Source organism: Williamsia soli (assembly GCF_017377795.1).
Lineage (GTDB): Bacteria > Actinomycetota > Actinomycetes > Mycobacteriales > Mycobacteriaceae > Williamsia > Williamsia soli.
In genome coordinates, this window is record NZ_JAFRDR010000005.1 from 42,592 (window position 1) to 69,407 (window position 26,816).

Here is a 26,816-nt window from a genome sequence, read left to right on the forward strand (position 1 = left end):
AGCGCTCAAGACGGAGGATGGTGTCGATGGCAACACGATCATCGGTGCCATCTGGCCCGACACACACTCTGCTGACGCCTCGTGACCTGAGCGGTTGCGAGCATCGTCTTGCCCTGGACTCGAGGTTCCCCGCCGCGGTTGCCGTGCCCGACGACGCCGGGGTGGCCATGCGCAAAGAAGCGGCCGCCGACCACCGGAGCCGGGTCCGGGACATGCTCCACGCGCTGCACTCCGACGAACTCGCGGGGTGGGCCGACGCGTCCGCCGGTGGGCGGGCCTACCGCGTGCAGCAGACGATGGCGGCCATCGCCGCCGGTGCGCGCTGGATCTGGGGCGCCACCCTGCCCGACGACGTCGAGGGTGGTCGCCGCGGCTGGGCGGAGTTGCTGATCCGGGTGGACGACACCCGGGGTGCCGAGGCCCACGAGGGTGCGGCGTACATGCCGGTGATCGTCGTCAACCACAAGGCGTCCGATCCCGGTTCGGGTGCCATCACCAGTCCTGTGTGGGCGTGGCAGCCGATGATCGACGAAACCCGCAAGGTGCGCGGGAATTCCCGGGACACCACGCGGCTGGCCCAGCTCTACCGGATGCTGCAGACGCTCGGTGTCGCGGGAGTCGGATTGCTGCCCGCCGGGCCGGCAGGAGGCGTCATCGGCCTCGACATCGACTGCATGGTCGTCCTCGATCTCACGGATGCGCTGATCCGGTACGACGCTCTGCTGATCAGACGGCAGGGCATCGCGGCTGGGGACGTGCCCACGGCGCCGTCCCGGATCGGCGAGTGCCGCAGCTGCGCCTGGTGGTCGAAGTGTGGGCCCGAACTCGAGGCGGCCCGAGACGTCAGCCTCGTCGTCAACGGAAATCTCACCCAACTGCTCGCGACAGTCGATGTACGGACCATCGATCAGCTGGCCGGATACGACGGACCGGCGCCGGAGGGCTGGCCGGGCACCCTCGACGACGCGATCCTGATGGCGCGCGCCCGCCTGGCAGATGTGTCGCTGATCCGTCGGATGCCCGAGGTCGTAGTGGTGCGCGCCGACGTCGAGGTCGATGTCGACATGGAGAGCTACCAGGACGACGGGGCCTATCTATGGGGCACCCTGCTCACCGACAACACCGATCCGTTGCGGCCGGTGATCTATCGCCCGTTCGTCACCTGGACGCCGTTGCCGACCCGCGACGAGGCCCGCTCGTTCGCCGAGTTCTGGACGTGGCTGATCGGCGAACGGGACCGCAGTGTCGCGGCAGGCAAGACTTTTGCGGCTTATTGCTATTCACAACAGGCCGAGAACCGGTGGCTGCTCGGCTCCGCGGACCGGTTTGTCGGCGAGCCCGGGGTCCCGACCCGCGACGAGGTGCTCGAGTTCATCAATTCACCCCAGTGGGTGGACATCTACGAGGCCGTCAGCAGCAACTTCCTCAGTCCGCAGGGCAAGGGTCTCAAGAAGGTCGCTCCCCACGCCGGTTTTCACTGGCGCGACGACGAAGCCGGGGGTGAGGCGTCGATGCAGTGGTACCGCCGTGCGGTGGGACTGGACGGTGACCAGATCGATCAGACGCAGCGAGCCCGATTACTCGAGTACAACGAAGACGACGTCCAGGCGACGAAGGCCCTACGTGAGTGGATGAGCGCAGGTGCCGCCGAGCAGGTCCCGTTGGGCACCGACCTGCCCGGTCCTGCGGCGACCTGACCAGCGCTGTCAGCCGCGGAGAGATCCGCGAAGGGATTCGAGGAACGAGCCGCTCCCCAGCAGTGCCAGCGCGCCGAGCGCGAGCAATCCGGCCGGGGCGAGGTCGCGCGCCGTGTCCGCGCCGGCACATCCGCCTGCCGAGTCGGCACCGAGTAGGCAACTCGCCGAGGCAGGTAGAGGAGCTCCCGCGTCTGTGTTAACCGGAGCCGGATTCGGCGGCGTCGCGGCGGGGTTTCCCGGGGCTCGGGTGGCCTGCGGCGCGGCGGGTGACGAGATGGTCTCGGGGACATCGACGGTCGGTACCGGAACGATGGCCCCGCCGCTTCCACCGGTACCCGACCCGCGTCCACCACCCCCGGCCACGCCGGGGACCTGCTCGGCAGCGGGTTTGGAGGACTCTGGATTCTTGTTCGGTGCTGTGCCGGGCAGCCGCGTGCCGGGCAGTCGCGTGCCGGTGGGCGTGGCCGTCGGGGTCGGTGTGGTGCGCGTCTGGCGGGTGCCGCCCGTGCCGCCACCGTTGATCGGCGGTACGAAAGCCGACGTGGTTGTCGAACTGTCGGCTGTCGAACTGCTGGTGGTCGACGTGCTGGTGGTGGCCTCGGTGGTCGTCGTGGCCTCGGTGGTGGTCGTTTCTGTCGCGGTCTCACTCGGACCGTTGCAGTGGTGGTGGTGGTGATCACCGGGATGACAGTGCGCGTCGGCGGGAGACGAGGTGGTCAAGACGAGTGCGGCGCCTCCGGCGACCAGGGCGGCTGCCGCCAGGGTTGCCGACCACCGCAGGACACGCACCCGCGGCGCACGGTGCTTCGACATCGAAACCTCCATGGGGGTGAACGGCGCGTGACTCTTGAAATTTCGTGCTGTTCACGGTTTATTCAGGTGGGCCCGGTCAGCGTCGACCTGGAGTCCGAGAGCAATCTGCATGCCATCGCGGGCAGTCTGCACCGCCTTGGCAGCAATATTTCGATAAGCTACCATATGGCAAACACGACGTGCGGAGTAGTGAATTTCTTACTTCTAGCTGGTCGCTGCGCAGCGATCGGCCCTCATTGGGAGGCACACCTGAGATGCGCGTGGAGCGTGGAATGTCTGACATTGTGAACCCGGTGGATCCCGACACCACCTTCGATCCGGGCCTGTTCGCACGGCGTCTCGAAGAGCTGTTCCGCACCGTTCCCGGCCCGAATGGGCGTGCATACAGCGCCAAGGCGATCGCGAATCGGTCGACCGAGCTGGGATTCCGCCTCGGTGAGTCGTATTTGAGTCAGCTCCGGTCAGGCAAGGCGAAGTCGCCGTCGTTCCGGACCGTCGAAGGCATCTCCGCCGCGTTCGGCGTCGACGTGCATTACTTTCTCGAGGACCGGGCGGCGCAGCGCACCCGCGACCAGATCGATCTGATGCGACTGCAGGCCGACACGAGCGTTCAGCTGGCCGCCTTCCGGCTGGCCGGACTGTCCAGCGACTCGGTCACCGTCGTGAACGAACTCATCAAGGTCCTGCGGGTCCAGCAAGGCCTTCCCGCGGATCCGCCGGATCTTCTCAAGTCGTCAGAGCCCGAGCTCGGCCACGGCCATTCTGGTCTGCGCGTGGTGGAAAGGCGCGAGGCCGCCGACTAGACCGTCAGGAACCGAAGGATGGTTGATGCGATCCGAGAGAATCCTGCGGGCCCTGTGTCGTCGCGAACTCGCCGACCTGGACCTCGATCTGCCTCTTGACGCCGAACAGTTGTGTGCCCGATATGGCGACAGGCGCGGCCGGGCGATCAAGATCCTGGCGCACCCGCTGCCGGCCGGCACCCCGAACGGGGTCTGGCTGATGGCGGACGACGCAGACTATTTCTTCTACCAGGCGAACACCACAAGACTGCATCGCGATCAGATCATCATCCACGAGTTCGGCCACCTCATCGCGGGGCACCAGATCCTGGGCACTCCGGGGTCGTTGCTGACCGCCGACGCACCGGACCAAGCCGGTACCTCTGAGGCTTTGAGCCGGACGTGTTACTCGAATGAGCGGGAGTGGGAGGCCGAGATGTTGGCGACGATCATTCGCGAATGGGCGACCACAGCAGCGCAGGGCGTCGGTCGATCAGCCGAACACGATGGGCTGCGGGGGATTCAGAGCATTCTCGGAGGACATTCCGGATGGTTGTAGGCCACCGATGGTGATCGCAACCGTCAACGCAGGTGCGCTCGCGTTGTTCGCGATCGCGTTGTGCTGGCGCATAGACCGGATACGACGCGAGGGCGCGGGACTTCAGCCGACGGCCATGACCGTCGCCATCTCTGCGATGACCCTTGCCTTCGTGAGTATCAACCCGCATGTGCGGGAATGGCTGGACACGACCTTGTTCACCGGGGCGGCTCGGGTGATCTTTTACTGTCTGTTGGCAAGTGGGGTCGCGGCGCTGGTCATCGTGTTCTTCTTCGGATCTGCCGAGGAGCAACGTCAGCGGCGAGCCGGGATGGAAGCGGTGCCGCTCGTCATCGCGATGATCGGGCTGAACGTGGCGATGTTGGTCACCCCGACCCCGGTGCGCACCGAGAACGTCTCCGAATGGACGGTGCAGCACTTCGGATTTGCGCTGTTTTTCGTGATAGCCGGGTGCTACCTCGTCTATGGCCTCGGCGCGTGTGTGCTCTCCATCCGGAGATATGTCGGATTGGCAGACGGCTATCTCCGACATTCCCTGATGGTTCTGCTGACCGGTCTCTCGCTCGTCGGGCTGGGTTCGCTGGTACAGACCGCATTCGTGGTGTTGTCCGGGCTGAGTCTGGCCACTGTTCCTGTCCTGCTGAAGATCTCGGCGGTCATCTCGTCCGTCGGAGCGGTTCTCTTCCTGGCCGGGATCTGCTACCCGATGCTGCGGGCCCGCTGGATCAAGGTGCGGTACAACTTTCGCCACCGCCGAGACCACTCGGACCTCGAGCCACTGTGGTCTCTGACCACGTCGGCACTGCCGGAGGTGGTGTTACCCCTTCGCTCGGGTACCGATGTCGACGGATCGATCAATCTGCTCTACCAACGTCGGGTCGTGGAGATCCGGGATGCGCTGTTGCAGCTCAGTCCGTTGTTGCCCGACGACTTCGATCGACTGACCGATCGGGATCAGGTCTTCTACCTGCGTGACGCCGTGGAGGTCTATCGCGAGGCAGGCGGCTCGTCCGGTGCTGTTCGGCAGGTGCTCGTCGGCGCAGGTGATGACCTGGACGCCGACGCCGCACCGCTACTTCGTATTTCACGGGCGTTGGCCGACCACCCGGTCACCCGGGGGAGCAACCGGACCGGCTGACCGCGGACTACCTGGCGCGGCGGCCGGCCGCGCGGACCATCTCGCCGACCGTGGTGAACTTGACGCGCGGACGCTCGAGTTCTGCCCCGGCCTGCCGCTCGGCGCGGTCGATGGCTCGGACGCCCCGATAGCCGATGACGGTGCGCTTACGCTTTCGCAACAGGGTCCCGAAATCAGATGGTGCGTGCTGTGAGCGCGAGATAGCGCCGGCGGCAGCATCTTTCAGGAACATCTCAACCGTATTCTCGGCGCACACCTTGTTTGCGCCGATCCCGCCGCGGGGTCCACGCCGGGCCCAGCCCGCAACGTACGCGCCGGGAACAACGGCGCCGTCAGCGCCGACGAGCCGACCGTCGACGTTGGGGAACACCCCGCGGCCATCATCGAACGGGAGGCCGGCGATCGGGGTCGAGCGGTAGCCGATGGACCGGACGACGAGGTCGGCGGCGATCTCGTGCCGGCGCTCACCCGTGACGACCCGGAGCCCCTCGACATGGTCCTCTCCGACGATGGCCTCGGGCGTGGTGTGGAAGAGGAATACGATGCGTCGCCGGGCAGGGTCCGCCGGTGCCGCGAGGTCGACGGTGGTGCCCGGATCGTCGTGGACGATCACCTCGACGCCGGGGATCGACGACAGCGCACGATATTCCGCCGAGGAGTACGCGGCACCGGCCTGATCTCTGCGGCCCACCACGATCACCTCGCGGACGTTCTGTTCCCGCAAGACGGCCAAGGCGCGATCAGCGATGTCCGTGGTCGCCAGTATCTCCGGCGGCGAGACCAGGATGCGCGCGACGTCGAGTGCAACGTTCCCGGTGCCGACGACCACCACCCTGCCGGACCGGTCGGTGGCGGCTATCGGGATCTCGCCCAAGTCGGGTGCAGAGTTGTACCAGGCCACCAGGTCGGTTGCCGACGTCGAGCCGGGGAGATCTTCACCCGGGATCCCCAGGCGGCGTGAGTCACTCGCGCCGACGGCGTAGATGACACCGTCGAAGTGTTCGCTGAGTTCGGCAGGCGTGATCTGGCCGGCGGCCACGTCGTCGCCGATCTCGATATTGGTCGCCATCGTCACCCGGGGATTGCGGTAGAGCAGATCAAAACCCTGGAGCACCTTCTTGGTGCCGGGGTGGTCGGGGGCGACACCGGCCCGGACCAGACCGCCGGGGGTGGGAAGCCTGTCGATCACGGTCACCTGCGCGGAGCTGCGATCGAGCAGGGTGCGCAGGGCGTACCCGCCCGAGGGCCCGGTGCCCACCAGCGCAACCCGAAGTCCGGCAGGGAGTTTCGGGATGACAGGGTAGGTGATCGGGGTCCAGCCGGATGTGACGTCGGAGTTGTCGCGGTAGTACGAGGCATTGATGTCGATGAAGACCTTGTCCCGGGTACCGAGCTTGTCCGCGGGATAGATGGCGTCCACGGGACAGGCATCGGCGCACGCGCCGCAGTCGATGCAGGCCTCGGGGTCGATGTGCAGGATGTCGGAGCTACCGAACCCGCGCTCCTCCGGAGTCGGATGGATGCAGTTGACCGGACAGACCGAGACACATGCCGCGTCGCTGCAACAGGTTTGGGTGATGACGAACATCAGAGCATGTTGACTTTCCGGTAGACCCGCGCGGCGGGTTTGGTGAGCAATCCTGCTTCGTCGAGGAAGCTCATGAGGTGGGCGCAGCTGCTCCGGACCATCGACTTGAAGTGCTCGTTACCCCGGCGGGCGGCGACTGCGCGCTTGGCGTCGAGTCCGGCGTCGGAGTAGGCCTGTGGCCGGATCATGCTCGTGAAGATGAACGCGGCGGCTATCGAGACGACCAGCGCGCTCCACTGACGGCGCACCCACCCGACACCCTTCATGGAATCCCGCACCTCTTCCCGGGCAAACTTCATGTGGCGCGATTCCTCGAGGACGTGGATCTCGTTGACCGTGCGGATGAAGGGGAGCACCTGCTCATCACGCATGCAGCCGCGCTGGAAGACGTCCAGGATCTCCTCGGCGACCAGGATTCCGGTGTAGGCCACCTCGGCGCGGGCCGTACGCATGAACACCTTGCCGAGACGCCCGACGAACTTCGACGGGTGGTACGACTTGCCGACCATTTTCTGTGAGGCCTTGGCGAACATGATCGAATGCCTGCACTCGTCGGCGACCTCGGTCAGCGCGAACTGGAACTCGGAGCTGTGGTAATTGCCGAGGTACTGGTCCCGGATCACCATCTCCTGCAGGATCATCTCGAACCAGATGCCGATGTTCATGATGGATGCGAACTCATGCCGGGTCAGCGCAACTCGCTGCTGCTCGGTCATCTCGTCCCAGTAGTCGGTGCCATAGAGCGACGACCACTCCGGACTGCACCCGTACTTCGCCGGGTCCATCGGCTGATCCCAGTCGATCTCCGTCATGGCGTTGCGGGACAGCCGCGCGGACGACGCGAGCAGCCGCTTCGACACCTCGTCGGCCCCCTGATCACGCAGGCTGACCACGTTGTCTCCGTGATCGCGAATGGTCGAGGCGTTTGCAGCTGTGGCCACCATGGGAGTTCCCTTCACCCGAGTCCGACAATGCTCATTGATATAACAATAGATGTTGTCATGATGTGACGTGATCGGTCAAGGGATTGTCCGAAAACCTATGAGGCATGCGTCGTCGGTGAGCTCTCAGGTTCGGCTACCGTCGCTGACATGCTCGAGATGTGGGACGCCCGCTACGGAACGGTGGTCGTCGAGACGACGGACGCCGGGCGCGGCATCGTGGTTTCCGGGGACGACGTTCCCACCGCGTCGATCACCAGGACAGGTACCCCCGAAATCCGCTCGGACGTGCCGATCGGGACGCGGGACGGGCAGCATCTGCAGCTTCTGCTCGATGGCGAGGAGTATGCCGTGCGCCCTGGTCGGGGCAGATTCTCTCGCCGGTCCTATCGCGTCCGGGTCTCCGGTCACGGCCAAGAGTGGCTCTTCGCCCCGGCAACGCCGAGCAGTCATCGTCTCGTGAAGGGTTCGGGCTACCGGGGAGACAACGAGGTCGGGATGTTCACGGCCGACGAGGCAAGCATCACCGCGGAATGGTCCACCGAGATCAGGATCGCCGGTATGGTCGCCGGCGCTCCGGATTCGACGTCGCCGGACTGCGCTCTCGGGTTCGTGCTCGCAGCCGCTTTCGGGACAGGTGCCCGGCTGATGATGGTTGCCATTGCGTCTGCGGCGGCGGATGCCTTCTTGCCGGGCTGATCGTTCCGGTGAAGACACAACAAGCCGGGCTCGAGTGAGCCCGGCTCGTGGTGGCGTGAAAGGTCTAGCGCGGTGCCATGCGCAGTGCGCCGTCCATGCGGATGGTCTCGCCGTTGATGTAGTCGTGATCGACCAGGAACGCGGCCAGCTTCGCGTAGTCGGCCGGCTCGCCAAGGCGCTGCGGGAACGGGATCCCTGCCTCGAGGGTCTTCTTGAACTCCGGGGTGATGCCATCGAGCATCGGGGTGTTGATGGTGCCCGGGGCGATGGTGTTGACGCGGACGCCGACCTGCGCGAGGTCGCGGGCCGCGGTGATCGTCATCGCGTGCACGCCGCCTTTGGAGGCGGTGTAGGCGATCTGACCGATCTGCCCTTCGAACGCGGCCACCGAGGCGGTGTTGATGATGATGCCGCGCTGGTTGTTCTCGTCGACCGCGTCCTGCTTCTGCATGCGGTTGGCGGCCAGGCGCATGACGTTGAAGGTGCCGACCAGGTTGATCTCGATGATCTTCTTGAACAGGTCGAGTTCGTGCGGGCCCTTCTTGGTGAGGATACGGCTGGCCCAGCCCACTCCGGCGCAGTTGACCGCAACCCGCAGCGGGGCGCCGGACTCCGCAATCGTGTCCAGTGCCGCCTCGACGTCGGCTTCGCTGGTCACGTCGGCGGCGATCAGCGTGACGCCCTCGGTCGCGCCGGCCTTGTCGATCGACGGCTGCAGATCCAGCCCGAAGACGACCGCGCCCGCGTCGGCGAACCACTTGGCGGTGGCGGCCCCAAGACCTGATGCGCCGCCCGTGACCAATACTGCTGAACCTGAGATCTCCACTGCTGTTGCCGTCCCTTCTACAAGTGTCCGCGGGTTGTCGACCCCGCTGTGAACACCCTAGTCAGCGGCTGTGGTGAGCGATCGCTCGGCCGGGGCCTGTTCGTCGGCGATGCGCCCGCGCTCCGCGCGTGCGGCTTCCAGGCGGCCGTGCTCGCGGTGACTGCGGACGTACCAGGTACCCCCGCTGACGATGATCGCGACCGCGGTGATGGTGAACATGGTGACGACGAAATTGTTCGCCGTCACGAGCCCTTCGGCCGTCAGCCAGACGGCGAAGACGAAGAACAGCACAGCTGCTCCGTAGGCGATGGCCTTCTCTGGGAGGCGACGACCCAGCAGGGCGCCCACGGCGATGGCCAGACCGTCTGCGGCCACCATGCCTATGGTCGACCCGATCCACACGCCGGCCCAGTTGTGGTCCGTGGCCAGGGTGATGGTGGCGAGCATCGTCTTGTCGCCGAGTTCGGCGAGGAAGAACGACCCCACCACCGCAAGCAGGATCGACTTGCTGACGCGTTCGGCCTTCACCGATTCGTCGTCGTCGAGGGAATCGCCGCGCAACGTCCAGAATCCGAAGATCAACATCGCGAGCCCGCCGACGATGGACATCAGGTCGGCGGGGATCGACAGGCCGAGGAAATGTCCGAGGCCGACGGAGACCGCATGCACTGCAGTCGTGGCGATGGTGATGCCGAGGACAACGACCCACCACCGGTAGCGGAGAGCGAACGTCATCGCCATCAGCTGAGACTTGTCACCGAGTTCGGCAACGAAGATCACGCCGAAGCTGACCAGGAATGCGGTAATCACACGACCAACGTAAGCCTGCCTCATCAATTACTGCAACAGCTTGCGCACCCGTATTTCCGCAGGTGGGAGGCCCTTTCTTAAAAGTTTGGGAAACCGAAACTTAGGTTTCCCTTACCCGGGAATTCTGCGCCGGCATACCGCGCTGCCCTGACCTGCACGATCGGGGGACAAGTGGTCTGGATCTAAGCAGCGAGGAGCATCGCCAGGACGGCGGTGTCGGGGTCGTTGCCGAGATCGACACCCACCTGATTCCGCATCATCACCACCGTGCCGTCGGCCTCGGCCTCGGCCCACCCCGCGCGGTGCTCGAGACCGAGCTCGGGGAGGCCGGGCAGCAGCACACAACCGGAGGCGACATCGGAGCACTCGGGGAGCGACGGACGCGTCTCTGACGGTGGATGCAGCATCAACAGTGCAGGTGGCGGCGTATAGAAAGGACCGGCGTCCGCGAAGTCGTTGTCGATGACACTGCCGACCGCGAGCATCAACCCGACGGTGTCGGGGTCGCACACCTCAGGGCGGTCCTCGATCACGCTGAACACCGTCGTCGTGCGCAGGAAGCCGGGGCGGCAGGCGATCCGCACCGATGCGACAAGGGTCTGTGTCCATTCGAGCGTGGTGTCCGGCCAGCGACCCGAGATCAGGATCCCGCGTAGTTCGCCGTCTCGGTGGAAGGGAGTGAGCCCGATCGGAATGGATCCGGACCGCGACTTCTCGTGACCGGTGGCGTCCTCGCTCATGGTGACCTCCTGTTGCCGGAAGTGCTATTCGTTTATGTGATCGCCCTTGATCTCAAATTTTTGCCTGCTATCGCAGCATGCCCGGTAAATGGTTGGCACACAAGCCGACTCGACTGCTAAAACAGCGGTTTAACACGGAGTTCTCATCCGGCCCGTTCGCATGCCGTGAGCCAAGCGAACTGACACCGTCCGGCGTGCGAAGCGAGCCAGGGACACAACAACGGCCGCCCCGAAGGGCGGCCGCCGCGTGATGGTGCGTGGAGCGGGGTGCGCTCAGGCAGGCACGATGAGGCCGGAGCCCTGCGCCTGAGCCTTGGCGAAACGCTCGGAGGCGTCGGCCCAGTTGACCACGTTCCACCACGCCTTGACGTAGTCCGGCTTGACGTTCTGGTAGTCGAGGTAAAAGGCGTGCTCCCACATGTCGAGCATCACGATGGGGATGAAACCAACGGAAGTATTTCCGTGCTGATCGGTCAGCTGCTCGATCAGGAGCTTGCCCTCGATGGTGTCGTAGCCGAGGATCGCCCAGCCGCTGCCCTGCAGTGTGGTGGCTGCGGCGGTGAAGTGCGCCTGGAACTTGTCGAATCCGCCGAACTGATCGTCGATGGCTGCGGCGAGGTCGCCCTCTGGCTTGTCGCCACCGTTGGGCGACAGGTTCTTCCAGAAGATCGAGTGGTTGGTGTGCCCGCCGAGGTGGAAGGCGAGGTTGGCCGACAGCTGAAAGACCTTGTCAGCGATGGTGCCGTCTTCGCGAGCAGCCGCAAGCTTCTCGACTGCGGTGTTCACGCCCTTGACGTAGGTGGCGTGGTGCTTGCTGTGGTGCAGCTCCATGATCCTGCCGGAGATGTGCGGCTCGAGAGCTGCGTAGTCGTAGTCCAGATCCGGCAAGGTGTAGTCAGACACGATGTTCCTCTCACTATGCGGGGACGGAAAATCCCCAGTTTGTCGTCCTCTAAATGGGCTCTACCCGTTTGAGTGCACTTCCTACCCTTACGCAGGATATGGCGATGTGCAATAGCGTGCGCCAGATGCACCTCAAGCCTGGTTGAGGTTTGGCGATGCTGATCGGCCGGGGAAAACGGCCCTGCTCTGCGTACTAGGAGACGAAGATCAGAATGGCGAGCACCAGCAGCAGGGCCACGACGCTGATGCCGGTGGTGAGGCAGCGTGCTCCGACATTGATGGGTTCTGCACCCGGCCACGTTCGGGGACGACGCTCGAACAGCGGAGCGTTGTTTCCGGAACTGGTCGAGGCTGCCACCCGTTCTCCTGCCGTCCGTTCCCACCCGGTGCGCCACTGGTGAGTGACTACCGTCACAAGCGCGCATGTGTCGCAAGCTAAGCATGTCTGTGGCCAGGACTCAAGCCGTGATCGCGCGATGGGGCCTGATCGCCCATCCAACTATCATCTTCCGCGGGGCACGCGATGCGAATGCTGTGCGTCCAAACGCCAGGAAGATCGAGCGGAGGTGGATCGATTGGCACGCCCGACTGCAGCACAGCTGTACGCCGCCTACGGTGACAACGCCGACAGCGACGTCACCCTTCGCCTCCTGCGCTCGCGAAACGCGGTTCCCTACCTCGCGATCATGGCGGCCCGGCTGGCCGACGGTCAGGTCGACGGTGACCATCTGAGCGCGGGCGTGGAGAAAGACCTTGCGGACCTCGCCGACCATTGGCTGCAGCGCGGCTGGGAGCTGCCCACCGCGGACGACCTGCTCGACCGCTGGGTGCGCGCGGGGTACCTGGCCCGCACCCTGGTGGCCGACACTCAGATCGAGCGTTACCAGCTCACGCGCGGGGCCACCCAGGCCATCGCGCAGGTGCAGGCAGTGCGCCAGAACCGCACGGTCGCCACCGAGACGGTGCTCGAGCTGGTGATGTCGCGATTGTCCAACATCGCGGTGTCGATCAATCCCGATCCCGGTGAGCACATCCGAGACATCGACCAGAAGATCAGCGAATTGACCGCGCGCAGAGAAGAACTCGCAGCCGGCGCGATTCCGGCGGTCGACACCCGCCGGGTTCTCGACGACATCAGGATGGTCAGTTCGCTGGCCGAACGGATGCCGGCAGACATCATCGGCTACGGGGAGAAGATGCGGGAGAACTCACGCGCCCTGCTCACCAGCGGCCTCGACGCCGAGCAGGGATCGCACGCGGACGTGCTCAACCGGATGTTCGATGGCCACGATGCGCTCGCCGACTCGGACGAGGGCAAGGCGTTCGACACGTTCTACACGCTGATCGCCGACCACCGGCTCCGCGAGGACCTCGAGGCGAGTATCGCGGCGATCGCCTCGGGGCTGCCGAACCTGCCCCACGACCTGCTCGACACCCTCACCGGGTTCATCGACCGGATGTGGGACGAGGTGCAGTCGGTCGACGAGGTGCGGGGGCAGGTCTATCGCCGGATCAACACGTTCGTCAAGGACGGCGACTTCCTGCACTACCGCGCGCTGCGTAGCCAGATTTCCGACGCCCAGCGCGCCGCCGCTGCCGCATTTGTTCATGCGGGTCCGGGCAAGGACATGGGCATCGCCGTTCCGATGAGCGCCGCAAGCTCCAATTCCGTTGGAGCCCTGGTCTTTCACGACGGGATCATCGATTCACCCGGTGCGGTCGCCGATACTGCGGGTGAGATCAGGATCGACCCCGCCGACCTGGTCGGTGTGGAGTCGATCGACTGGCACGCCCTGACCGATGCGGTGAACGATGCCATCGCATCGGGACCGGCCGGTATCGACGACGTCCTGGTGTTGCTGCCGACCGCGAGAACCGGCGATGTGATCGGGATCTGGTCGCTGGCGCAGCGGCACGGTGCGACCGACGACACCCGCGCCGAGATCACCGTCCTGGCCCATACAGCCCGCGGTCTACGTGAGATCAACATGCCCGCCGTGCTTTTCACGCATTCGCTGCCCGACCCCATAACCGCGCAGCCACATGAGGTGATGCACTTGCTGGACGAGCCAGACGAAGCGGGACAGAAGGTGGTCAGGTGAGTACTCCGGAAGAGCCGACGGGCGAGCAGGAAATCCAGCAGCAGGAAGGCGAAGACCTGTTCGTCGACGATCCGGGTGCACTGACCGAACCATCGGTCGATCTGTCGCACTTCGCCTTCGACGGCTCGGAGCCGGTCGGGACGATCAGCGACCCGCAGGTCGACGCGCGATTCGATGGCGACACCTCCGCGCTACCCGCGCCGGTCTGTTACGCCCTGCAGGAGCTGGTCGCCGCAGCGCACGTCTCGGTACGCTCGCGCAACTGGAAGACCATCGAGGTGCACGAAGAGGTCATCAGATCCCGGCTCTCCGAACTGAACCTGCAGCTCGAGATCAATCGGGAACACAAGTACGCCTTCACCCGGCAGGTCTCGGAAAACGATCCGAGGCAACGGAATATCCTGCGCGCACAGACCCTCACCCTGGCCGCCTCGGTGCTGGCCCTGTTCCTGCGTCAGAAGTATCTGACGAGTGCAGATGAGTCGGTGGTCGCAGAACGCGGCGAGATCATGGACCACATGCTCACCTACAAGCCGGTGTCGGACACCGACGAGGCCGGGTTCATCAAGCGTATTGACGCCGCCATCAACCAACTGGAGTCGCGCAAGATCATCCGCGCACTGCCGGGCACCGATCGCTACGTGGTGCACGGGGTGATCGCTTCGTTGCTCGGGCCGGAACAGGTCGCCGCGTACACCGAGGCCTATCGGCGACTTGCCGGGGAGCATGCCGAAGACGGAACCGACCTGACCGAACTCGACGACCGGGAGCGCACGCCATGACCGAGATCCTCGAGACCCCGGTACGAGCCGGCAAGCGGACCATGAACATCGGCCAGTTCCGCTTGACCCGAATCCAATTGGTCAACTGGGGCACGTTCGACGGTTACAAGGACTATCCGATCGACGAGCGCGGCGTGATGCTCACCGGACCGTCGGGGTCGGGCAAGTCATCGATGATGGACGGTCACTCGGTGGTCTTGCTGCCCACCTACGACCAGGTGTTCAACGCCTCCGCCGATCTGTCCGCGAAGGGCGCCAAGAAGGCCGCTCGTTCCATGGCTGATTACGTCCGTGGGGCGTGGGCCGAGAACGATGACCGCTACAACCAGTCGCAGGTGCAGTACCTGCGGGCCGACGGAGCGACGTGGTCGGCGATCGCCGCAACGTACGACAACGGTGCCGGATCGTCCACCACGGCGGTGGCCATCAAGTGGTTCCCGGGTTCGGGTACGGACGGCAGTTCGCTGCGCTCGTGGTATCAGCTGCACACCGGACATTTCGACCTGCTGTCGTTGAACGTCTGGGCGCAGAGCGGTTTCGACATCCGCCGGTACCGCGCGGCGAATCCTGCGGTGGAGTGCTTCGACGTGCAGAGTGCGTATCAGGAGGCCCTGCGCCGCCGGGTCGGTATCGGGCAGTCATCGGCCGCGCTGTCGTTGATGGGCAAGGCGAAGGCGATGAAGAACGTCGGCGACCTCAACCTGTTCATCCGCACCTACATGCTCGACCGGCCGGAGACGTACGCGAAAGCAGAACGGCTGGTGGAGAACTTCACCCAGCTCGACGAGGCCTACCAGGCGGCGGCCCGCGCCAACGCGCAGGAGCAGGTGCTGCGCCCGATCCCTGATGCGTGGGACACCTATTGCAGCGCAGAGGAATCGACGACCCGCGCCGGGACCCTGCTGGGTCCCCCGATGCGGGCGTTCATGCGCGAGCACCGGATGACGCTGCTGCAAGCGCGCCTGGACCAGATCGACACCGACCGTGAGCGTCTCGACAACGAGGTGGCCAAGTGGGAGAATCTCGCCGACGAGCGCGAGGAGCGCCACACGTCGTTGCGTGACCAACTGACCTCGGAGAAGGGCGAACTGACCACCCTCGAATCCGAGCTGAAGTCGTTCGAGCAGCAGGTCACCGCGCGAAACCGGGCGTACGAGCGGTACGCGACTCTGGTCGGTGGTCTCGGGGAACAGACCCCGGAGACGCAGGACGAGTTCGCGGCGCTGCGGTTGCGTGCCCCGGAAATCGCCCGTGCGGCAAGGGAATCTGCAGACAAGCTGGCCACCACGGCGCACAGCTTCTTCGCCGCGGAGACCGATGCCCGCCGTGAGTTCGAGGCCGCGGTCGAGGAACTCGCCAGCCTCAACACCCGACGATCCCTGTTGCCCCGCGAGGTGTTGGGCCAGCGGGATGGGATCGCCCAGGCCACGGGTGTGCCTGCCGATGAGCTGCCGTTCGCCGCGGAGCTGATCGACGTCGATCCGGCCGAAAAGGATCGGTGGGCGGGCGCCGCCGAGCGTGTGCTGCGGGGGTTGGGCATGACAATGCTCGTACCCGAGGCGCACCGGAAGACAATTGGTGATTTCGTGAACCGGACCAATCTGGGTGGGGTGCTCGAATACCGTGTCTATCAAGAATATTCATCCAGCGCCGCCGATCCGGTTCCGGGTTCGCTGGCGGAGAAGCTGCTGGTGGACGAACGCCATCCGGCAGGCGGCTGGCTTGCGGGTGTGGTGGCACGCAGCGCAGAACACATCTGTGTCGATCTTCCGGCGCAGCTCGACCAGCATCCGCTCGCCGTCACACCGCAGGGCCTGGTGAAGTCGGGTCGAGACCGATTCCGCAAGGACGATCGACGCTCGGTCTCCGATCGCACGCAATGGATTCTCGGGTCGAACACCGACGGCAAGCGGACCGCACTCGAGGAACTGCGCGATCACCGGGAAGCACTGTTCGCCGAGGCTCGTCAGGCGGCCCAGGACAAGCGAGATCTGTTGGAGGCCAATCGCGAACGCGCAAAGAACGCGGACGCGCTCGCGGCGTACGCCTCGTGGGCCGAGCTCAACTGGTGGTCCTCCCGTCGCGACGCCGACGAACTCAACGCTCGGATCGACCGCGTGCGGGAGAATCGTGTCGATCTCGCGGAACTCGAAGAGCAGGTCGAGATCGCCCGCGCCGACTGGAGAGAGGCCGTCGCCCGGGTCGGTGCGCTCGGTGACCAACTGGGCCACGTCGGTTCGGACTGGGACCGGTGGTTTGCCGAAGCCGAGCAGGTGAAGGCCGAGAGCACGAAACTCGACGATGCCGACCGGGAGTATCTCGCGGGTGTGCTGGCGGAAACCCTGTCGGCAGGCGGCAAGACCCTGACCCTCGACAACTACGGCGAGGTGCGGTCGGATCTGCGAAATGCCTTGGAAGCTGTGGTCGGAAAGGCCAACGCCGAACGTGACGGCGCGGAGAACCGGATCGTGCGAGCGGGCGAGGCGTTCCTGCGGGAGTGGCCGGAGGCGTCGGCGAACCTCAGTGCAAGTGTCGAATACGCGGCCGATCTGGTGTCCATCCACCAGAGTCTGGTCGAGCACGGACTGGCCTCGACGCAACAGCGGTTCCGGCAGCTGATCACCACCGACATCAGCCATTCGGTGTCCAACCTGTACAAGGAGATCGCGGACACCAACAAGCGGATCACCCGCGGTATCGCCGAGGTCAACATCGGCTTGCAGCGGGTCGACTTCAACGAGGACACCTACCTGCAGATCGCCCAACTGCACAATCCGACGGACGAGTCCCGGGAGTTCGCCAAGATCGTCGACTCGATGATCCGGGATGCTCCGGCGGCCAAGTCCGGTGACGGTGCCGTGCTGGCGCGGCAGTTCTACCGCATCCGCGGTCTCGTCGCCCGGCTCACCGGAACCGATGCGGAGAATCGCCGGTGGTGCGACAACGTGCTGGACGTTCGCAACAGCTACACCTTCTACGGTAAAGAACTCAGCTCCGGAGCCCCCGCCGATGACCCTCCGGTACACACCTACCGCAACACCGCCTCCAACTCCGGTGGTGAGCAGGAGAAGCTCGTCGCGTTCTGTCTTGCTGCGGCACTGAGCTTTTCTCTCTCGCACGGAGAAGACCACCGACCGGGCTTCGCTCCGTTGATGCTGGACGAGGCATTCAGCAAATCGGATGAGACCTTCAGCTCGCAGTCGCTGCGGGCATTCGAGCAGTTCGGTTTCCAGTTGATCATCGCGGCCCCGATCCGCATGGTCGGCATCGTCGAACCGTTCATCGGTCAGGTGATCCTGGTGGACAAGCAGACCGGAGAAGGTGGCGCTCGTTCGGATGCTCGCGCAGCGACCTTCGGTGAGCTCGCAGCAGCCCGGGCGACCGGCGGAAGAAAGTAGATCGTGGCCCGGCAGATCACGCTGCGACAGTGGAATCGGACGCTGCTGCAGCGCCAGCATCTACTCGAACGCGTCGACGAGGACATCCTGGAGGTGCTCGATCGCTGCGTCGGACTGCAGTCCCAGGATCCTCGCGCCGCGTTCTACGGACTGTGGTCCCGTATCACTGATTTCGATCCGCTCGACCTCGACGAACTGATGACGGACCGCGAAGTGATCCGGATGGCACTGCTGCGGAGCACCGTCTTCCTGATGGATGCCGAGGACGCCCGCTGGGTCCGTCCGCTCGCCCAGGCGAGTCTGATTGGTGAGTTGCGGTCCAACCACGCGAAAAGGATTGCCGGTGCCGATCTTGCCGAGGTCGCCGAGTATGGCCGACAATTGCTCTCGGGCACACAGCTTCCCGTCAAGTCGCTGAAGGACTCGTTGGGGGCTCGCTGGCCCGATGCCGACAGTTCATCCCTGGTCACCGTGGTCCGATGCCTGGTGCCACTGGTGCAGGTGCCGCCGCGGGGGACCTGGACGGGGTCGGCGACCACCACATACAGCCTCTACGACGAGTGGTGCGGCCCTGGGGAATCGTCTGTCACGGGCGAGGATGCGATCAAGGATCTGATCAGGCTGTACCTGCGCGGGTTCGGGCCGGCCAGCATCAAAGGTATCCAGACCTGGGCCGGCATGACCAGGCTGCGGCCGATCGTGGAGGCCATGGAAGCCGACTGGGAGCTGGGGAAGCTCGAAGGTCCGGACGGCGAAGAGCTGTTCGACATCGAGGGTGTTCCACTCGCCGACGAGGACGCCGCGGCGCCGGCCAGGCTGGTGGCCCCTTTCGACAACATCGTGCTGGCCCAGGGACCTGATCGCGGGCGGGTCGTCGACGACGACGTCTTCACGAAGCTCGCCACCCCGAACGGTCGCTCGCCTGGTTTCGTGCTGATCGATGGCCGCGTCGCAGGCATGTGGCACCCGAGAAAGAACGGCAAGGCCACCGCGATCGAGGTGGACGTCTTCTCGAAGATCTCCGCCGCCGATCGGCGGGCCGTTGAGGACGAGCGCGAGCAGCTCGTCGATTTCTGCAACACCTGAGGCGAAATTGGGCTGCCGGGCAACTCAGTCGTCGGGCAGATTGCCCGAGCGCGGGTTCCGGTGGGTGATGCAGTACCGGCGACCGATGGGATCTGCCATCACGGTCCAAAAGCGTTGCTGCTCGAGCACGGTCGCACCCCAGCCCTCGTGCCGGGCCACCTCTTCCTCCGGGTGTGTGCTCGCCAGGTCGAGATGACCCCCCACCTCGGGTGAGCCCACCCGTTGCAACAAGATGCGCAACGGCATGTCCTTAGGTCGCTGCAGGTTGCGGAACTCCGGCATCACCCCCTGGCGCCATGCCCAGTTCGTCAGGGTCGCCCAGAACGCGCATTCGGCGTCGAACGCGGCCGCGGGTACATCGATGCACAACTGGTCGATGATGCTGATGGTGTCCCCGGGCCAGCGAATGGGCCGCGAGCGTTCGTGCTCGCCCTGCCAGGGCACCAGGCAGAACGGGAAGCCGGCAGGTGAGCTCAGGACCACCACGCTCTTGCTCTCAGTGACCACTTTCGCGCCGAGTGCTTTCGCGTGGGCGGTGGACTCGCGTAGATCGTCGACGTGGATGTCGAGGTGAACGCCGCCGGGTCCTTCTTTGACGCGCTGCACCCTCAGGTGTGGATCGCCGTTGAAGGGTTCGAGCGATGCGAACTCCCGGTCCGCGCCACGGGCCGGTGAGACGGTGCTCCCGGCAATGGCGCGCCAGAACGTGACCTCGGGCCCGAAGCTGTCGGCAGGGAGGTCGAGGAAGGCGGTGAGCCATTTGATCGCCACGGGCGTCACCGGGCCTCGGTCTGCGCGTCGTGACTGCCCCTGACGCGCGATGCGGGGTGAGTGCGGCCGAGCGGCGGAACGATGACCATGACGGTCAGTCTTGCAGTATCGGTATTCCGCGCGGTCGGTACGGCGGCATCGGCAACGGCGATCCTGATCGGAGACCCGCATAGGCTGGCAGACATGGGTCCATTCAAGAAGATCGCAGAGAAGTTGGCGAAGGCACACGCCGACAAGGTCGCGGTGGTGCGTCTCGATGGCATCATCGGCGTGGGCGGTGCGGGTCGTGGCGGACTCACCGCCGACAATCTGGAATCCAACCTGAAGAAAGCGTTCGACACGGAGCGGCTCAAAGCGGTTGTCCTGGTGATCAACTCGCCGGGCGGATCGCCGGCCCAGTCGGAATACATCGCCGAGCGGATTCGGCAGCTGTCGTCGGAAAAGGGTGTTCGGGTCCTCGCATTCTGTGAAGATGTGGCTGCCTCCGGTGGCTACTGGATCGCGTGCGCCGCTGACGAGATCTATGCGGCACACACCTCGATCGTCGGTTCCATCGGTGTGGTGTCGTCTGGCTTCGGCCTCAAAGACCTGATCGGCAAGGCGGGTGTCGAACGGCGGGTCTACACCGCGGGGGCCAACAAAGCTCGACTCGACCCGTTCCTGGACGAGAAGCCCGAGGACGTGGAATGGCTTCGAGGGCTCCAGATGGATCTGCACGCAGCGTTCATCACCTGGGTGCGCCAGCGACGCGGCGCCAAACTCGTCGGCTCCGACGCGGAACTGTTCAGCGGCGACGTCTGGATCGGGCGCGGCGCCCTCGACGTCGGTCTCGTCGACGGGGTCGGGGTGTTGCGGTCCGTGCTGGCCGAGCGCTATCCCGATGCCGAGCTGGAGGTGATCGCGTCCCCCAAGCCTCTGTTGGCCCGCCTGACCGGAAGCGTCGCGTCTCCGGACGCAGCCCTGTCGTCGGTCGCCACCGACGCGGTCGACGGGATCGTCACGGGCGTCGTGGCCGCTCTGGAGCGTCGCGCCCACTGGACCCGCTACGGCCTGTAGTGGTTCGGCGCGTCGGCGCGGCGAGTCGGAGCTGTGGCGGCACTCGATGTCGGCGTCCACCCGCCGGCCACCTGTGAGTAGTCGCCAGGCCAAGTTCGGAAGTTATCCACAGGCTGCTCCTAACGTGCTGGTTCAGCGCGTGTTGACCAACACTCAACCTGTGGATGAGGCTGTGGAAACTGTGGAGAACTCGGCAACTTTCCAGCGGCTTTAGTGAAACGGGTCACAATTTGAGTTCACTCTGATCTAAAAGAATGTCAGATGATTAATTACCGCAGTTATGGTGTAAGAAAATTGAGCAGAACAAAGGCCTGTGGATAACCTGTTGAAAACTGCGGGGTGACGGCGCATTCTCCTGCTGCATGCCACCATGGTCAGGTGAATATGTCGGAGATTCCGTCGGTGCCCGTTTCCGAATTGCCGGACGATTTCACCGGAGAGACAAGCCGCCTCCTGCTCGATGTCCGAGAGCACGACGAGTGGGAGTCCGGCCACGTGGCCGGGGCGCTGCACATCCCGCTGGGCGACGTGCCCGCACGCATAGACGAGATCGACCCCGATTCCGAGCTGTTCGTGATCTGTCACGCGGGCGGTCGCTCGGAGCGAGTGCTCGGTTATCTGATCCAGCGCGGTTACGAGGGAACCAACGTCAGCGGAGGCATGGCCGCATGGGCAGGCGCAGGCCGGCCGATGCAGACCGGTCCGGGAGGGTCCCGGGGCGCTGCCCCGGATTCTGGGGCCTCCCTGTGAGTGGACCCCGGGACGGCACGCCCAGCGGGCCACCCGCCAGGGACTACTGCCCGCGGTGCCGGATCGCCGGCCCTCACGACATCGGCAGGCCGCAGTGCCCTCGGTGTGGTGGGCCGCTGACTCCGCTCGACGCCTACGGCAGGGTGGCCCAGCCGCTCGGGATGCAGGCCACTCCGATACCGCGGGCTCAGGCGAACAACATGTACGTTCCGGCGCGCACCTCGCCTGCACGGCCTGCGCCTCCGCGGCCTGCAGCCGCCCCTGCGCGTGGCGGCCGGGCGCGAGTGCGTTGGGTGGCGCTGCGACCGCAGTCTGCGCGGCCCCGGCCCCGCGTCGACGCTGACGCCACGACGAGCCCCACGCCGCGATACGAGCACAACCCGGGGTGGGGACTGCGCGACCTGCCACCGGTCGAGCCCGGGGAACCCCAGCGCAGTCCGATCGAACGGCTCCGGGACGGGTTGCCGAACCTCTTACGTGCAGCCGCGGTCGTTCTGGTGCTGGCCGCGGCGGCGGAGGCGTTGATCTACGCATTGCTCGTGGTGAACTTGGAAGACCCGATCAGCAGGCCGATGCAGATCGCCGCCGAGACCGCGGTCTGGATCACCGGTCTGGCCGCGGTCGCCCTCATGGTGGCATGCCTGGGCGGGGTCGCCGGCTGGCTGATCGACGAACGCAAGAACGCGTACGCCGATCACGGACAGGCCGACCCGAGGTCGCGCAGGCAGTTGATGCTCGGCCTGTGGGTACCTGTCCTCAATCTCTTCTGGCCGGTCGCGTTCTTCCGTGAACTGCTGGGCCGCCGCGACGATCTCCTGCCAGTCCACACCCGGAAGCGACTGTGGTGGCTGTGGTTCGGATGGCTGGGTGTCAACGGGCTGGTGGTCGTCGGGGTCTTGGTGCGGATATTTTCGCAATCGCTGGTCTGGCAGGCCAATGCCGTCGTCCTGGTCATCATCTCGAATCTCGTGAGCGCCGCGTTCGCAGGCGCTCTCTGGTGGACGATCACCCGGTTGTTCGCCCGCGAAGCCCCCGCGACTGCGCCGACGCGATGGCTGGCCGCGGTATGAGCGATACCCACCGGGTACTGCGACAGGACATGCCGGCTGTGGTCGCGCACCGCGGCGCGTCCGGGCACAAGCCCGAACACACCCTGGCGGCCTATGAGCTGGCGCTCGAGCAGGGCGCCGACGGCCTGGAGTGCGACGTGCGCCTGACTGCCGATCACGAACTGGTCTGTATCCACGACCGCACCATCGACCGGACGTCCGACGGATCGGGGGCCGTGAGCGAGTTGACCCTCGCACAGCTGCGTGAGTTCAACTTCGGTGGCTGGCACACCTCCGGTCTCGACGCCCGGGTGCTCACGCTGCGGGAGCTGCTCGAGCTGACGCTCGACTGGAAACGTCCGGTGCGGCTGTTCATCGAGACCAAGCACCCGGTTCGCTTCGGTGGGCTGGTCGAACAACTCCTGCTGGCCGAGTTGCAGCGGTTCGGGGTCGCGACCCCGGCATCGGCTGATCACAGCCGGGCAGTGGTCATCTCGTTCTCGACGGCAGGGGTCTGGCGCATTCGCCGCAACGCCCCGATGCTTCCGACGGTGTTGCTCGGCGACACCGCACGATTCCTTGGGGGCAGCGCAGCGACGGCAGTCGGCGCCACCGCGATCGGGCCGTCGATCACCACCCTGCGCGAGCATCCGGACGCTGTTGATCGAGCTGCTGCCGCCGGACGGGCAACGTACTGCTGGACCGTCGACGAGCGTCGGGACGCGACCTACTGCGCAGATCTGGGCGTGGGGTGGATCGCCACGAACTACCCCGACCGGGTGTTGGGCTGGCTCGCTGCCTGACGCAGTGACTCTTCACCCCGGGAGTCCGGGACTTCGGAACGCTGCGTACCGTTCTACCGTGGCCAAAAAGAGCAAACGCGGCAGTGGTCCGCGCCCCGGAAGTAACCGCGCCGAGCGGGTCGCCGCACGTAAAGAGCGTCAAGCACAAGAGATCGCGCCCGTCGAGCGCCCGTTCGCCGGTGTCGCCGCGGAATGCGATCTGGTGGCGCTGCGCTCGTTCGTCGCCTCGGCAACCGCAGATCTGACGCTGGTCGGCTCGTCCGCGAACACCGTTCGACTGGTCACGGTGCTCCCCGGCGCCGGCCCCGCACTCGTTCGTGAAGAGAACGGCACATCCGTGGCGCTGGTCGCCCTGCAGACCGAACCCGAGCCCGCAGACCCCGGTGACGCGTTGTCCGTCGCGATCGAGTGGGCGGCAGGCGCCGAGGCGGGCGAGACGCTCACCGAGGTCGACGCGTCCCAGGCCAAGGCGCTCCCCGACATCCTCGATCCGACGGCATCGCTGGACGTCACCGTGCAGAAGGACTTCAACTGGTGGATCGAAGGCCAGTCGGATCCGGCCCCGCAGATCGTCCAGATGATCGAGCAGGCCAACGCCGCCATCCGTCCGACGGCGCGGCTCGTCGGCGATTTCGTCGGTGCACCGTGGTGGGTCGACGCGGGCGAACGTGCACACGTGCGCTGGGTCCGTCCCGAAGACGAAGACGACGTGATGGCGGCACTTGCGCGAGTCCATGCCGCCGGCGGTCTGACGCTGGGCGAGGGTTCGCGGTTTGCGGGATCATTCCGCACCCATGGCCTGCTGGTGCCCGTGTTCGACCTGGACCGCGAAATGCACCATCAAGAGTGGACAGAGGGCGCAGAAAAGTTCAACGCCGCGCTCAACGAGGCGCTGGCCTCGGACGCCGAACTGACAAGTGCCGAGCGGAGGTCTCGCGACGGCATCCGTGGCCGTCAGGTCACTCTGCGTTAGCTACAAGCGCCGGACACAACAACGGGCGCCCCCGAGAAGGGGCGCCCGTTGTGGGCTGCAGAGTTGGTCTAGATCGAGCCACCGGCGGCGGCCGGTGCGGTGGCGTCGGTCGTGGTGGCGACACCGATCTCCCGCGAGACGAAGTTCTCGAGGTCGAACAGGTTCCCGTCGCACCGGTTTGCGACGGTCTGGAGAGTGCGCATCACGGCGACCTCCTCGACCTGCTCCTTCAGGAACCACTGCATGAACTGCTCGCCGAGGTAATCACCCTCGTCGCGGGCGACCTTGGCCAGCTGCACGATCTGGTCGGTGACCCGCTGCTCCTGCTCGAGCGCGAGTTTGATGGGCGCGCGGTAGTCCGCGAACGAGTTCTCTGGCTGCTCGATGCCGGGCAGCTCCACGGTGATGTCGCGATCGAGGAAGTACTGCACGATCATCATCGCGTGGTTGCGCTCTTCGACCGACTGACCGTAGAAGTGCTTGGCGAGCTGCGGGAGGTCCTCGTTGTCGTAGAAGGCGGCCACGGCGATGTACTGCTGTGACGACGAGAACTCGTGGCGGATCTGCTCCTGCAGCAGCGAGTGGAATTTGGTCATCTTGTTGCTCATGGAAACCACGGTAGTAGCAGGTCAAACCCATTGTCACCCAAGTTCATCCTTACTTAGGATGGCTTATCCAAAGGGTTCTGAGGGAAGGTTTACCTTGGAATGCAAAGGGTTTCGCCGGCGACCATGGCATCCGGACTCAGATGCAGAGCCTGGGGTTCACGCGGGACCGTCCAATCGACGCCGTGCGATACGGTCCGCCGCGATGCCATGCAGGATTGATTCCCGATCGGCAGTATCGAGTATGAAAGACATTGTGTCAAAGACCTTTTCGACACGCGAACGAACCTCTTCGGTACTCCGCCCACGTAGCTCACCCTCCACCTGGATCAGCCCGCCGGAGTTGGCCACATAGTCCGGGACCCACACGATTCCGCGGTCGCCGAGGGCCCTTTCGATGGATGGATCCAACAGTTGATTGTTTGCTGCGCCACAGACGATCGATGTGTCGAGCATCTCAATGGAGGTGGCGTTCAGGGTGGCCCCGAGTGCGCAAGGTGCATAGACATCGAGTCGTTCGGCCCGTACGTCTGCGGCGACCCGCACCTGAGGGAAAGCGGCCAGCGCACGGTCCAGTGACGGCTGATACGGGTCGGCCACGACGATGTTCGCGCCTGCGTCGGAGAGCAGCGCCATCAGCTCGAAGCCGACCTTGCCTGCGCCCTCGACGCCTACTGTCCTGCCCTGGAGTTCGCGATCGCCCCAGGCGCGCACCGCTGCTGCTCGCATGGCCTGGAAGACCCCGAGCGCGGTGTTGGGGCCGCTGTCCCCGGAGCCGCCGGCGATGACGTTGCGCCCGACCACGTGAGCGGTGGACTGGCCGATCAGGTCGAGATCGTCACTGTTGGTGCCGACGTCGCCCGCGGTGACATAACGGCCGCCGAGACGCTCGACGAAATCACCATAGGCGCGCAAGAGTTCCGGTGTCTTGATGGCGTGGGGGTCACCGATGATCACGGCCTTCCCGCCGCCCAGCTCCAGGCCTGCGGCCGCAGCCTTGTAGGTCATCCCGCGGGACAGTCGCAGAACATCTGTGAGAGCGGAACCTTCGTCTCGATAGGCGCGAAAGCGGGTGCCGCCCAGAGCCGGCCCGAGCGTGGTCGAGTGCAGCGCGATGATGGCGCGGAGTCCGGTGACACTGTCCTGACAGAACACCACCTGCTCGTGGGCACGTTCGTCGACAGGAAAGTCGATGCGGTCGAAGACGTGGCCCGTGGCCGAGCCGGCGCTCGGCGGGGTGGCAGTGACTGGCATGGAAACCTCCGGGTGGGTAGTCGGCGCCGTTCGGCGAGGATGTGCAAACAGCTGAGCGAATGCTGTCCCGACATACCAATATGTGCAACAGCAAGATCAAGAATTGCGCATTTTACCCAAATGATGCCTCTCGAATGGCGCACAATTGGTCATAATGGCCGACTCGGCGTCTGAGTTCAACGACTCCGGGCCAGTCGCTCGAGCAGCGGACGCGTGCGGTACGGGATCGCATCGCGCATCGCCACCGACATCGTCGTCCGTTCGATTCCGGGCACCGCCAGGACCAGGCCGGCGACCCGGTAGAGGTCGTCCGCGTCGACGGCGGCAACAGCGACGAGAAGATCGGCGTCACCGGAGATCCCGATGACCTCGATCACCTCGGGGATGTCGCCGAGGAGCGCGATGATGGGTTCCAGGCGGTGTTGGTCGACGACGGCGCTGATGTATGCGCGCAACGTGTATCCGAGGTCGCGGGTGGAGATCAGTCGATCCATCGGGGAGAGGACCCGCCGCTCCTCCCAGCGGGCAAGACGTGATTGAACGGTGTTGCGCGCCATCTGCAACGCTGCGGCCAACTGCACGCCAGTCGCCCGCGGGGTGTCGCACAGGGCGAGGAGCAAGCGGGCGTCGGATCGGTCGAACTGTGTCATAACGACAAGTGTTGCACGTCTCAGCAGGACAGAAGTGCGCA

The 26,816-nt window shown here is 65.3% G+C and carries 27 protein-coding genes; 14 read left to right on the forward strand and 13 right to left on the reverse strand.

Features of this window, described 5'->3' with window-relative positions:
* Nucleotides 1-26: 26 nt before the first annotated feature.
* Nucleotides 27-1,697: a TM0106 family RecB-like putative nuclease gene (locus tag J3S28_RS14570; protein ID WP_207841474.1), complete on the forward strand. Its 1,671-nt coding sequence runs from the start codon at nt 27-29 to the stop codon at nt 1,695-1,697.
* Nucleotides 1,698-1,706: 9 nt separating this feature from the next.
* Here J3S28_RS14570 and J3S28_RS14575 read toward each other — a convergent pair whose 3' ends face one another.
* The gene (locus tag J3S28_RS14575; protein WP_207841475.1) at nt 1,707-2,510 is read right to left on the reverse strand and encodes a hypothetical protein; all 804 of its coding nucleotides are present in this window, start codon (nt 2,508-2,510) and stop codon (nt 1,707-1,709) included.
* Between the two features lie 272 nt (nt 2,511-2,782).
* Here J3S28_RS14575 and J3S28_RS14580 point away from each other — a divergent pair, with 272 nt between their 5' ends.
* Genes J3S28_RS14580 through J3S28_RS14590 form a run of 3 tightly spaced genes read left to right on the forward strand, consistent with a single transcriptional unit; the run spans nt 2,783 to nt 4,989 of the window.
* The gene (locus J3S28_RS14580) at nt 2,783-3,313 is read left to right on the forward strand and encodes a helix-turn-helix domain-containing protein (RefSeq protein WP_143695245.1); all 531 of its coding nucleotides are present in this window, start codon (nt 2,783-2,785) and stop codon (nt 3,311-3,313) included.
* Nucleotides 3,314-3,338: 25 nt separating this feature from the next.
* Complete coding sequence (locus J3S28_RS14585) at nt 3,339-3,851, forward strand: hypothetical protein (RefSeq protein WP_207841476.1); 513 nt, start codon at nt 3,339-3,341, stop codon at nt 3,849-3,851.
* 7 nt (nt 3,852-3,858) lie between these two features.
* Nucleotides 3,859-4,989, forward strand: a complete 1,131-nt coding sequence (locus J3S28_RS14590; RefSeq protein ID WP_207841477.1) for an MAB_1171c family putative transporter — start codon at nt 3,859-3,861, stop codon at nt 4,987-4,989.
* 7 nt (nt 4,990-4,996) lie between these two features.
* Here J3S28_RS14590 and J3S28_RS14595 read toward each other — a convergent pair whose 3' ends face one another.
* Together J3S28_RS14595 and J3S28_RS14600 are read right to left on the reverse strand one after the other, a co-directional pair.
* Nucleotides 4,997-6,577: an FAD-dependent oxidoreductase gene (locus tag J3S28_RS14595; RefSeq protein WP_207841478.1), complete on the reverse strand. Its 1,581-nt coding sequence runs from the start codon at nt 6,575-6,577 to the stop codon at nt 4,997-4,999.
* The gene (locus J3S28_RS14600; RefSeq protein ID WP_207841479.1) at nt 6,577-7,521 is read right to left on the reverse strand and encodes an AurF N-oxygenase family protein; all 945 of its coding nucleotides are present in this window, start codon (nt 7,519-7,521) and stop codon (nt 6,577-6,579) included. The genes J3S28_RS14595 and J3S28_RS14600 overlap by 1 nt, the downstream gene beginning before the upstream one ends.
* A gap of 147 nt (nt 7,522-7,668) precedes the next feature.
* Between J3S28_RS14600 and J3S28_RS14605 the strand changes: the two genes are divergently transcribed.
* Nucleotides 7,669-8,217, forward strand: coding sequence for a hypothetical protein (locus J3S28_RS14605; protein ID WP_207841480.1), 549 nt, complete (start codon nt 7,669-7,671; stop codon nt 8,215-8,217).
* Between the two features lie 64 nt (nt 8,218-8,281).
* On the opposite strand, the gene J3S28_RS14610 is transcribed toward J3S28_RS14605, so the two are convergent.
* From J3S28_RS14610 to J3S28_RS14630, 5 genes are all read right to left on the reverse strand, one after another.
* Nucleotides 8,282-9,043 carry an SDR family oxidoreductase gene (locus J3S28_RS14610; protein ID WP_207841481.1) on the reverse strand — a complete coding sequence of 254 codons (762 nt, stop codon included), beginning with the start codon at nt 9,041-9,043 and terminating at the stop codon, nt 8,282-8,284.
* Nucleotides 9,044-9,100: 57 nt separating this feature from the next.
* A complete protein-coding gene (locus J3S28_RS14615; RefSeq protein ID WP_207841482.1) occupies nt 9,101-9,853 on the reverse strand; it encodes a TMEM165/GDT1 family protein in 753 nt (250 codons plus the stop codon).
* Between the two features lie 182 nt (nt 9,854-10,035).
* Nucleotides 10,036-10,593 (reverse strand): peptidase, encoded by a 558-nt coding sequence (locus J3S28_RS14620; protein WP_207841483.1) that lies wholly within the window; start codon nt 10,591-10,593, stop codon nt 10,036-10,038.
* A gap of 273 nt (nt 10,594-10,866) precedes the next feature.
* On the reverse strand, nt 10,867-11,496 hold the full coding sequence (locus J3S28_RS14625; RefSeq protein WP_207841484.1) for a superoxide dismutase: 630 nt from the start codon (nt 11,494-11,496) through the stop codon (nt 10,867-10,869).
* A 193-nt stretch (nt 11,497-11,689) separates the two neighbouring features.
* Nucleotides 11,690-11,854 (reverse strand): hypothetical protein, encoded by a 165-nt coding sequence (locus J3S28_RS14630; protein ID WP_168176601.1) that lies wholly within the window; start codon nt 11,852-11,854, stop codon nt 11,690-11,692.
* A gap of 217 nt (nt 11,855-12,071) precedes the next feature.
* Between J3S28_RS14630 and J3S28_RS14635 the strand changes: the two genes are divergently transcribed.
* The 4 genes from J3S28_RS14635 to J3S28_RS14650 are packed head-to-tail and all read left to right on the forward strand — an operon-like array spanning nt 12,072 to nt 18,864.
* Nucleotides 12,072-13,598 carry a DUF3375 domain-containing protein gene (locus J3S28_RS14635; protein ID WP_207841485.1) on the forward strand — a complete coding sequence of 509 codons (1,527 nt, stop codon included), beginning with the start codon at nt 12,072-12,074 and terminating at the stop codon, nt 13,596-13,598.
* On the forward strand, nt 13,595-14,380 hold the full coding sequence (locus J3S28_RS14640) for a DUF4194 domain-containing protein (RefSeq protein WP_207841486.1): 786 nt from the start codon (nt 13,595-13,597) through the stop codon (nt 14,378-14,380). Before J3S28_RS14635 ends, J3S28_RS14640 begins: the two co-directional genes overlap by 4 nt.
* A complete protein-coding gene (locus J3S28_RS14645; protein WP_207841487.1) occupies nt 14,377-17,778 on the forward strand; it encodes an ATP-binding protein in 3,402 nt (1,133 codons plus the stop codon). Before J3S28_RS14640 ends, J3S28_RS14645 begins: the two co-directional genes overlap by 4 nt.
* Before the next feature lie 3 nt (nt 17,779-17,781).
* Nucleotides 17,782-18,864, forward strand: coding sequence for a winged helix DNA-binding domain-containing protein (locus J3S28_RS14650; RefSeq protein ID WP_207841488.1), 1,083 nt, complete (start codon nt 17,782-17,784; stop codon nt 18,862-18,864).
* Nucleotides 18,865-18,888: 24 nt separating this feature from the next.
* Here J3S28_RS14650 and J3S28_RS14655 read toward each other — a convergent pair whose 3' ends face one another.
* Entirely contained in the window at nt 18,889-19,635 is a 747-nt protein-coding gene (locus tag J3S28_RS14655) for a VOC family protein (RefSeq protein WP_207841489.1), read from the reverse strand.
* 5 nt (nt 19,636-19,640) lie between these two features.
* Nucleotides 19,641-19,820 carry a hypothetical protein gene (locus tag J3S28_RS14660; RefSeq protein ID WP_207841490.1) on the reverse strand — a complete coding sequence of 60 codons (180 nt, stop codon included), beginning with the start codon at nt 19,818-19,820 and terminating at the stop codon, nt 19,641-19,643.
* On the opposite strand from J3S28_RS14660, the gene J3S28_RS14665 reads away from it, so the two are divergent.
* The 5 genes from J3S28_RS14665 to J3S28_RS14685 all read left to right on the forward strand — a co-directional run bounded on the left by J3S28_RS14665 (nt 19,819) and on the right by J3S28_RS14685 (nt 24,266).
* Nucleotides 19,819-20,691: a S49 family peptidase gene (locus J3S28_RS14665; protein ID WP_207841491.1), complete on the forward strand. Its 873-nt coding sequence runs from the start codon at nt 19,819-19,821 to the stop codon at nt 20,689-20,691. The two genes, J3S28_RS14660 and J3S28_RS14665, sit on opposite strands and share 2 nt — an antisense overlap.
* A 384-nt stretch (nt 20,692-21,075) precedes the next feature.
* Nucleotides 21,076-21,441 (forward strand): rhodanese-like domain-containing protein, encoded by a 366-nt coding sequence (locus tag J3S28_RS14670; RefSeq protein ID WP_207841795.1) that lies wholly within the window; start codon nt 21,076-21,078, stop codon nt 21,439-21,441.
* Nucleotides 21,438-22,511, forward strand: coding sequence for a DUF4328 domain-containing protein (locus J3S28_RS28755; RefSeq protein WP_207841492.1), 1,074 nt, complete (start codon nt 21,438-21,440; stop codon nt 22,509-22,511). The genes J3S28_RS14670 and J3S28_RS28755 overlap by 4 nt, the downstream gene beginning before the upstream one ends.
* On the forward strand, nt 22,508-23,293 hold the full coding sequence (locus J3S28_RS14680) for a glycerophosphodiester phosphodiesterase (protein WP_207841493.1): 786 nt from the start codon (nt 22,508-22,510) through the stop codon (nt 23,291-23,293). The genes J3S28_RS28755 and J3S28_RS14680 overlap by 4 nt, the downstream gene beginning before the upstream one ends.
* Nucleotides 23,294-23,351: 58 nt before the next feature.
* Entirely contained in the window at nt 23,352-24,266 is a 915-nt protein-coding gene (locus J3S28_RS14685; protein WP_207841494.1) for a DUF5926 family protein, read from the forward strand.
* Between the two features lie 68 nt (nt 24,267-24,334).
* On the opposite strand, the gene J3S28_RS14690 is transcribed toward J3S28_RS14685, so the two are convergent.
* The 3 genes from J3S28_RS14690 to J3S28_RS14700 form a co-directional block, all read right to left on the reverse strand.
* Nucleotides 24,335-24,874 (reverse strand): ferritin, encoded by a 540-nt coding sequence (locus tag J3S28_RS14690; RefSeq protein ID WP_207841495.1) that lies wholly within the window; start codon nt 24,872-24,874, stop codon nt 24,335-24,337.
* A gap of 156 nt (nt 24,875-25,030) precedes the next feature.
* A complete protein-coding gene (locus tag J3S28_RS14695; protein WP_207841496.1) occupies nt 25,031-26,125 on the reverse strand; it encodes a Glu/Leu/Phe/Val family dehydrogenase in 1,095 nt (364 codons plus the stop codon).
* Nucleotides 26,126-26,301: 176 nt separating this feature from the next.
* Nucleotides 26,302-26,775, reverse strand: coding sequence for an Lrp/AsnC family transcriptional regulator (locus J3S28_RS14700; RefSeq protein ID WP_207841497.1), 474 nt, complete (start codon nt 26,773-26,775; stop codon nt 26,302-26,304).
* Nucleotides 26,776-26,816: the final 41 nt, after the last annotated feature.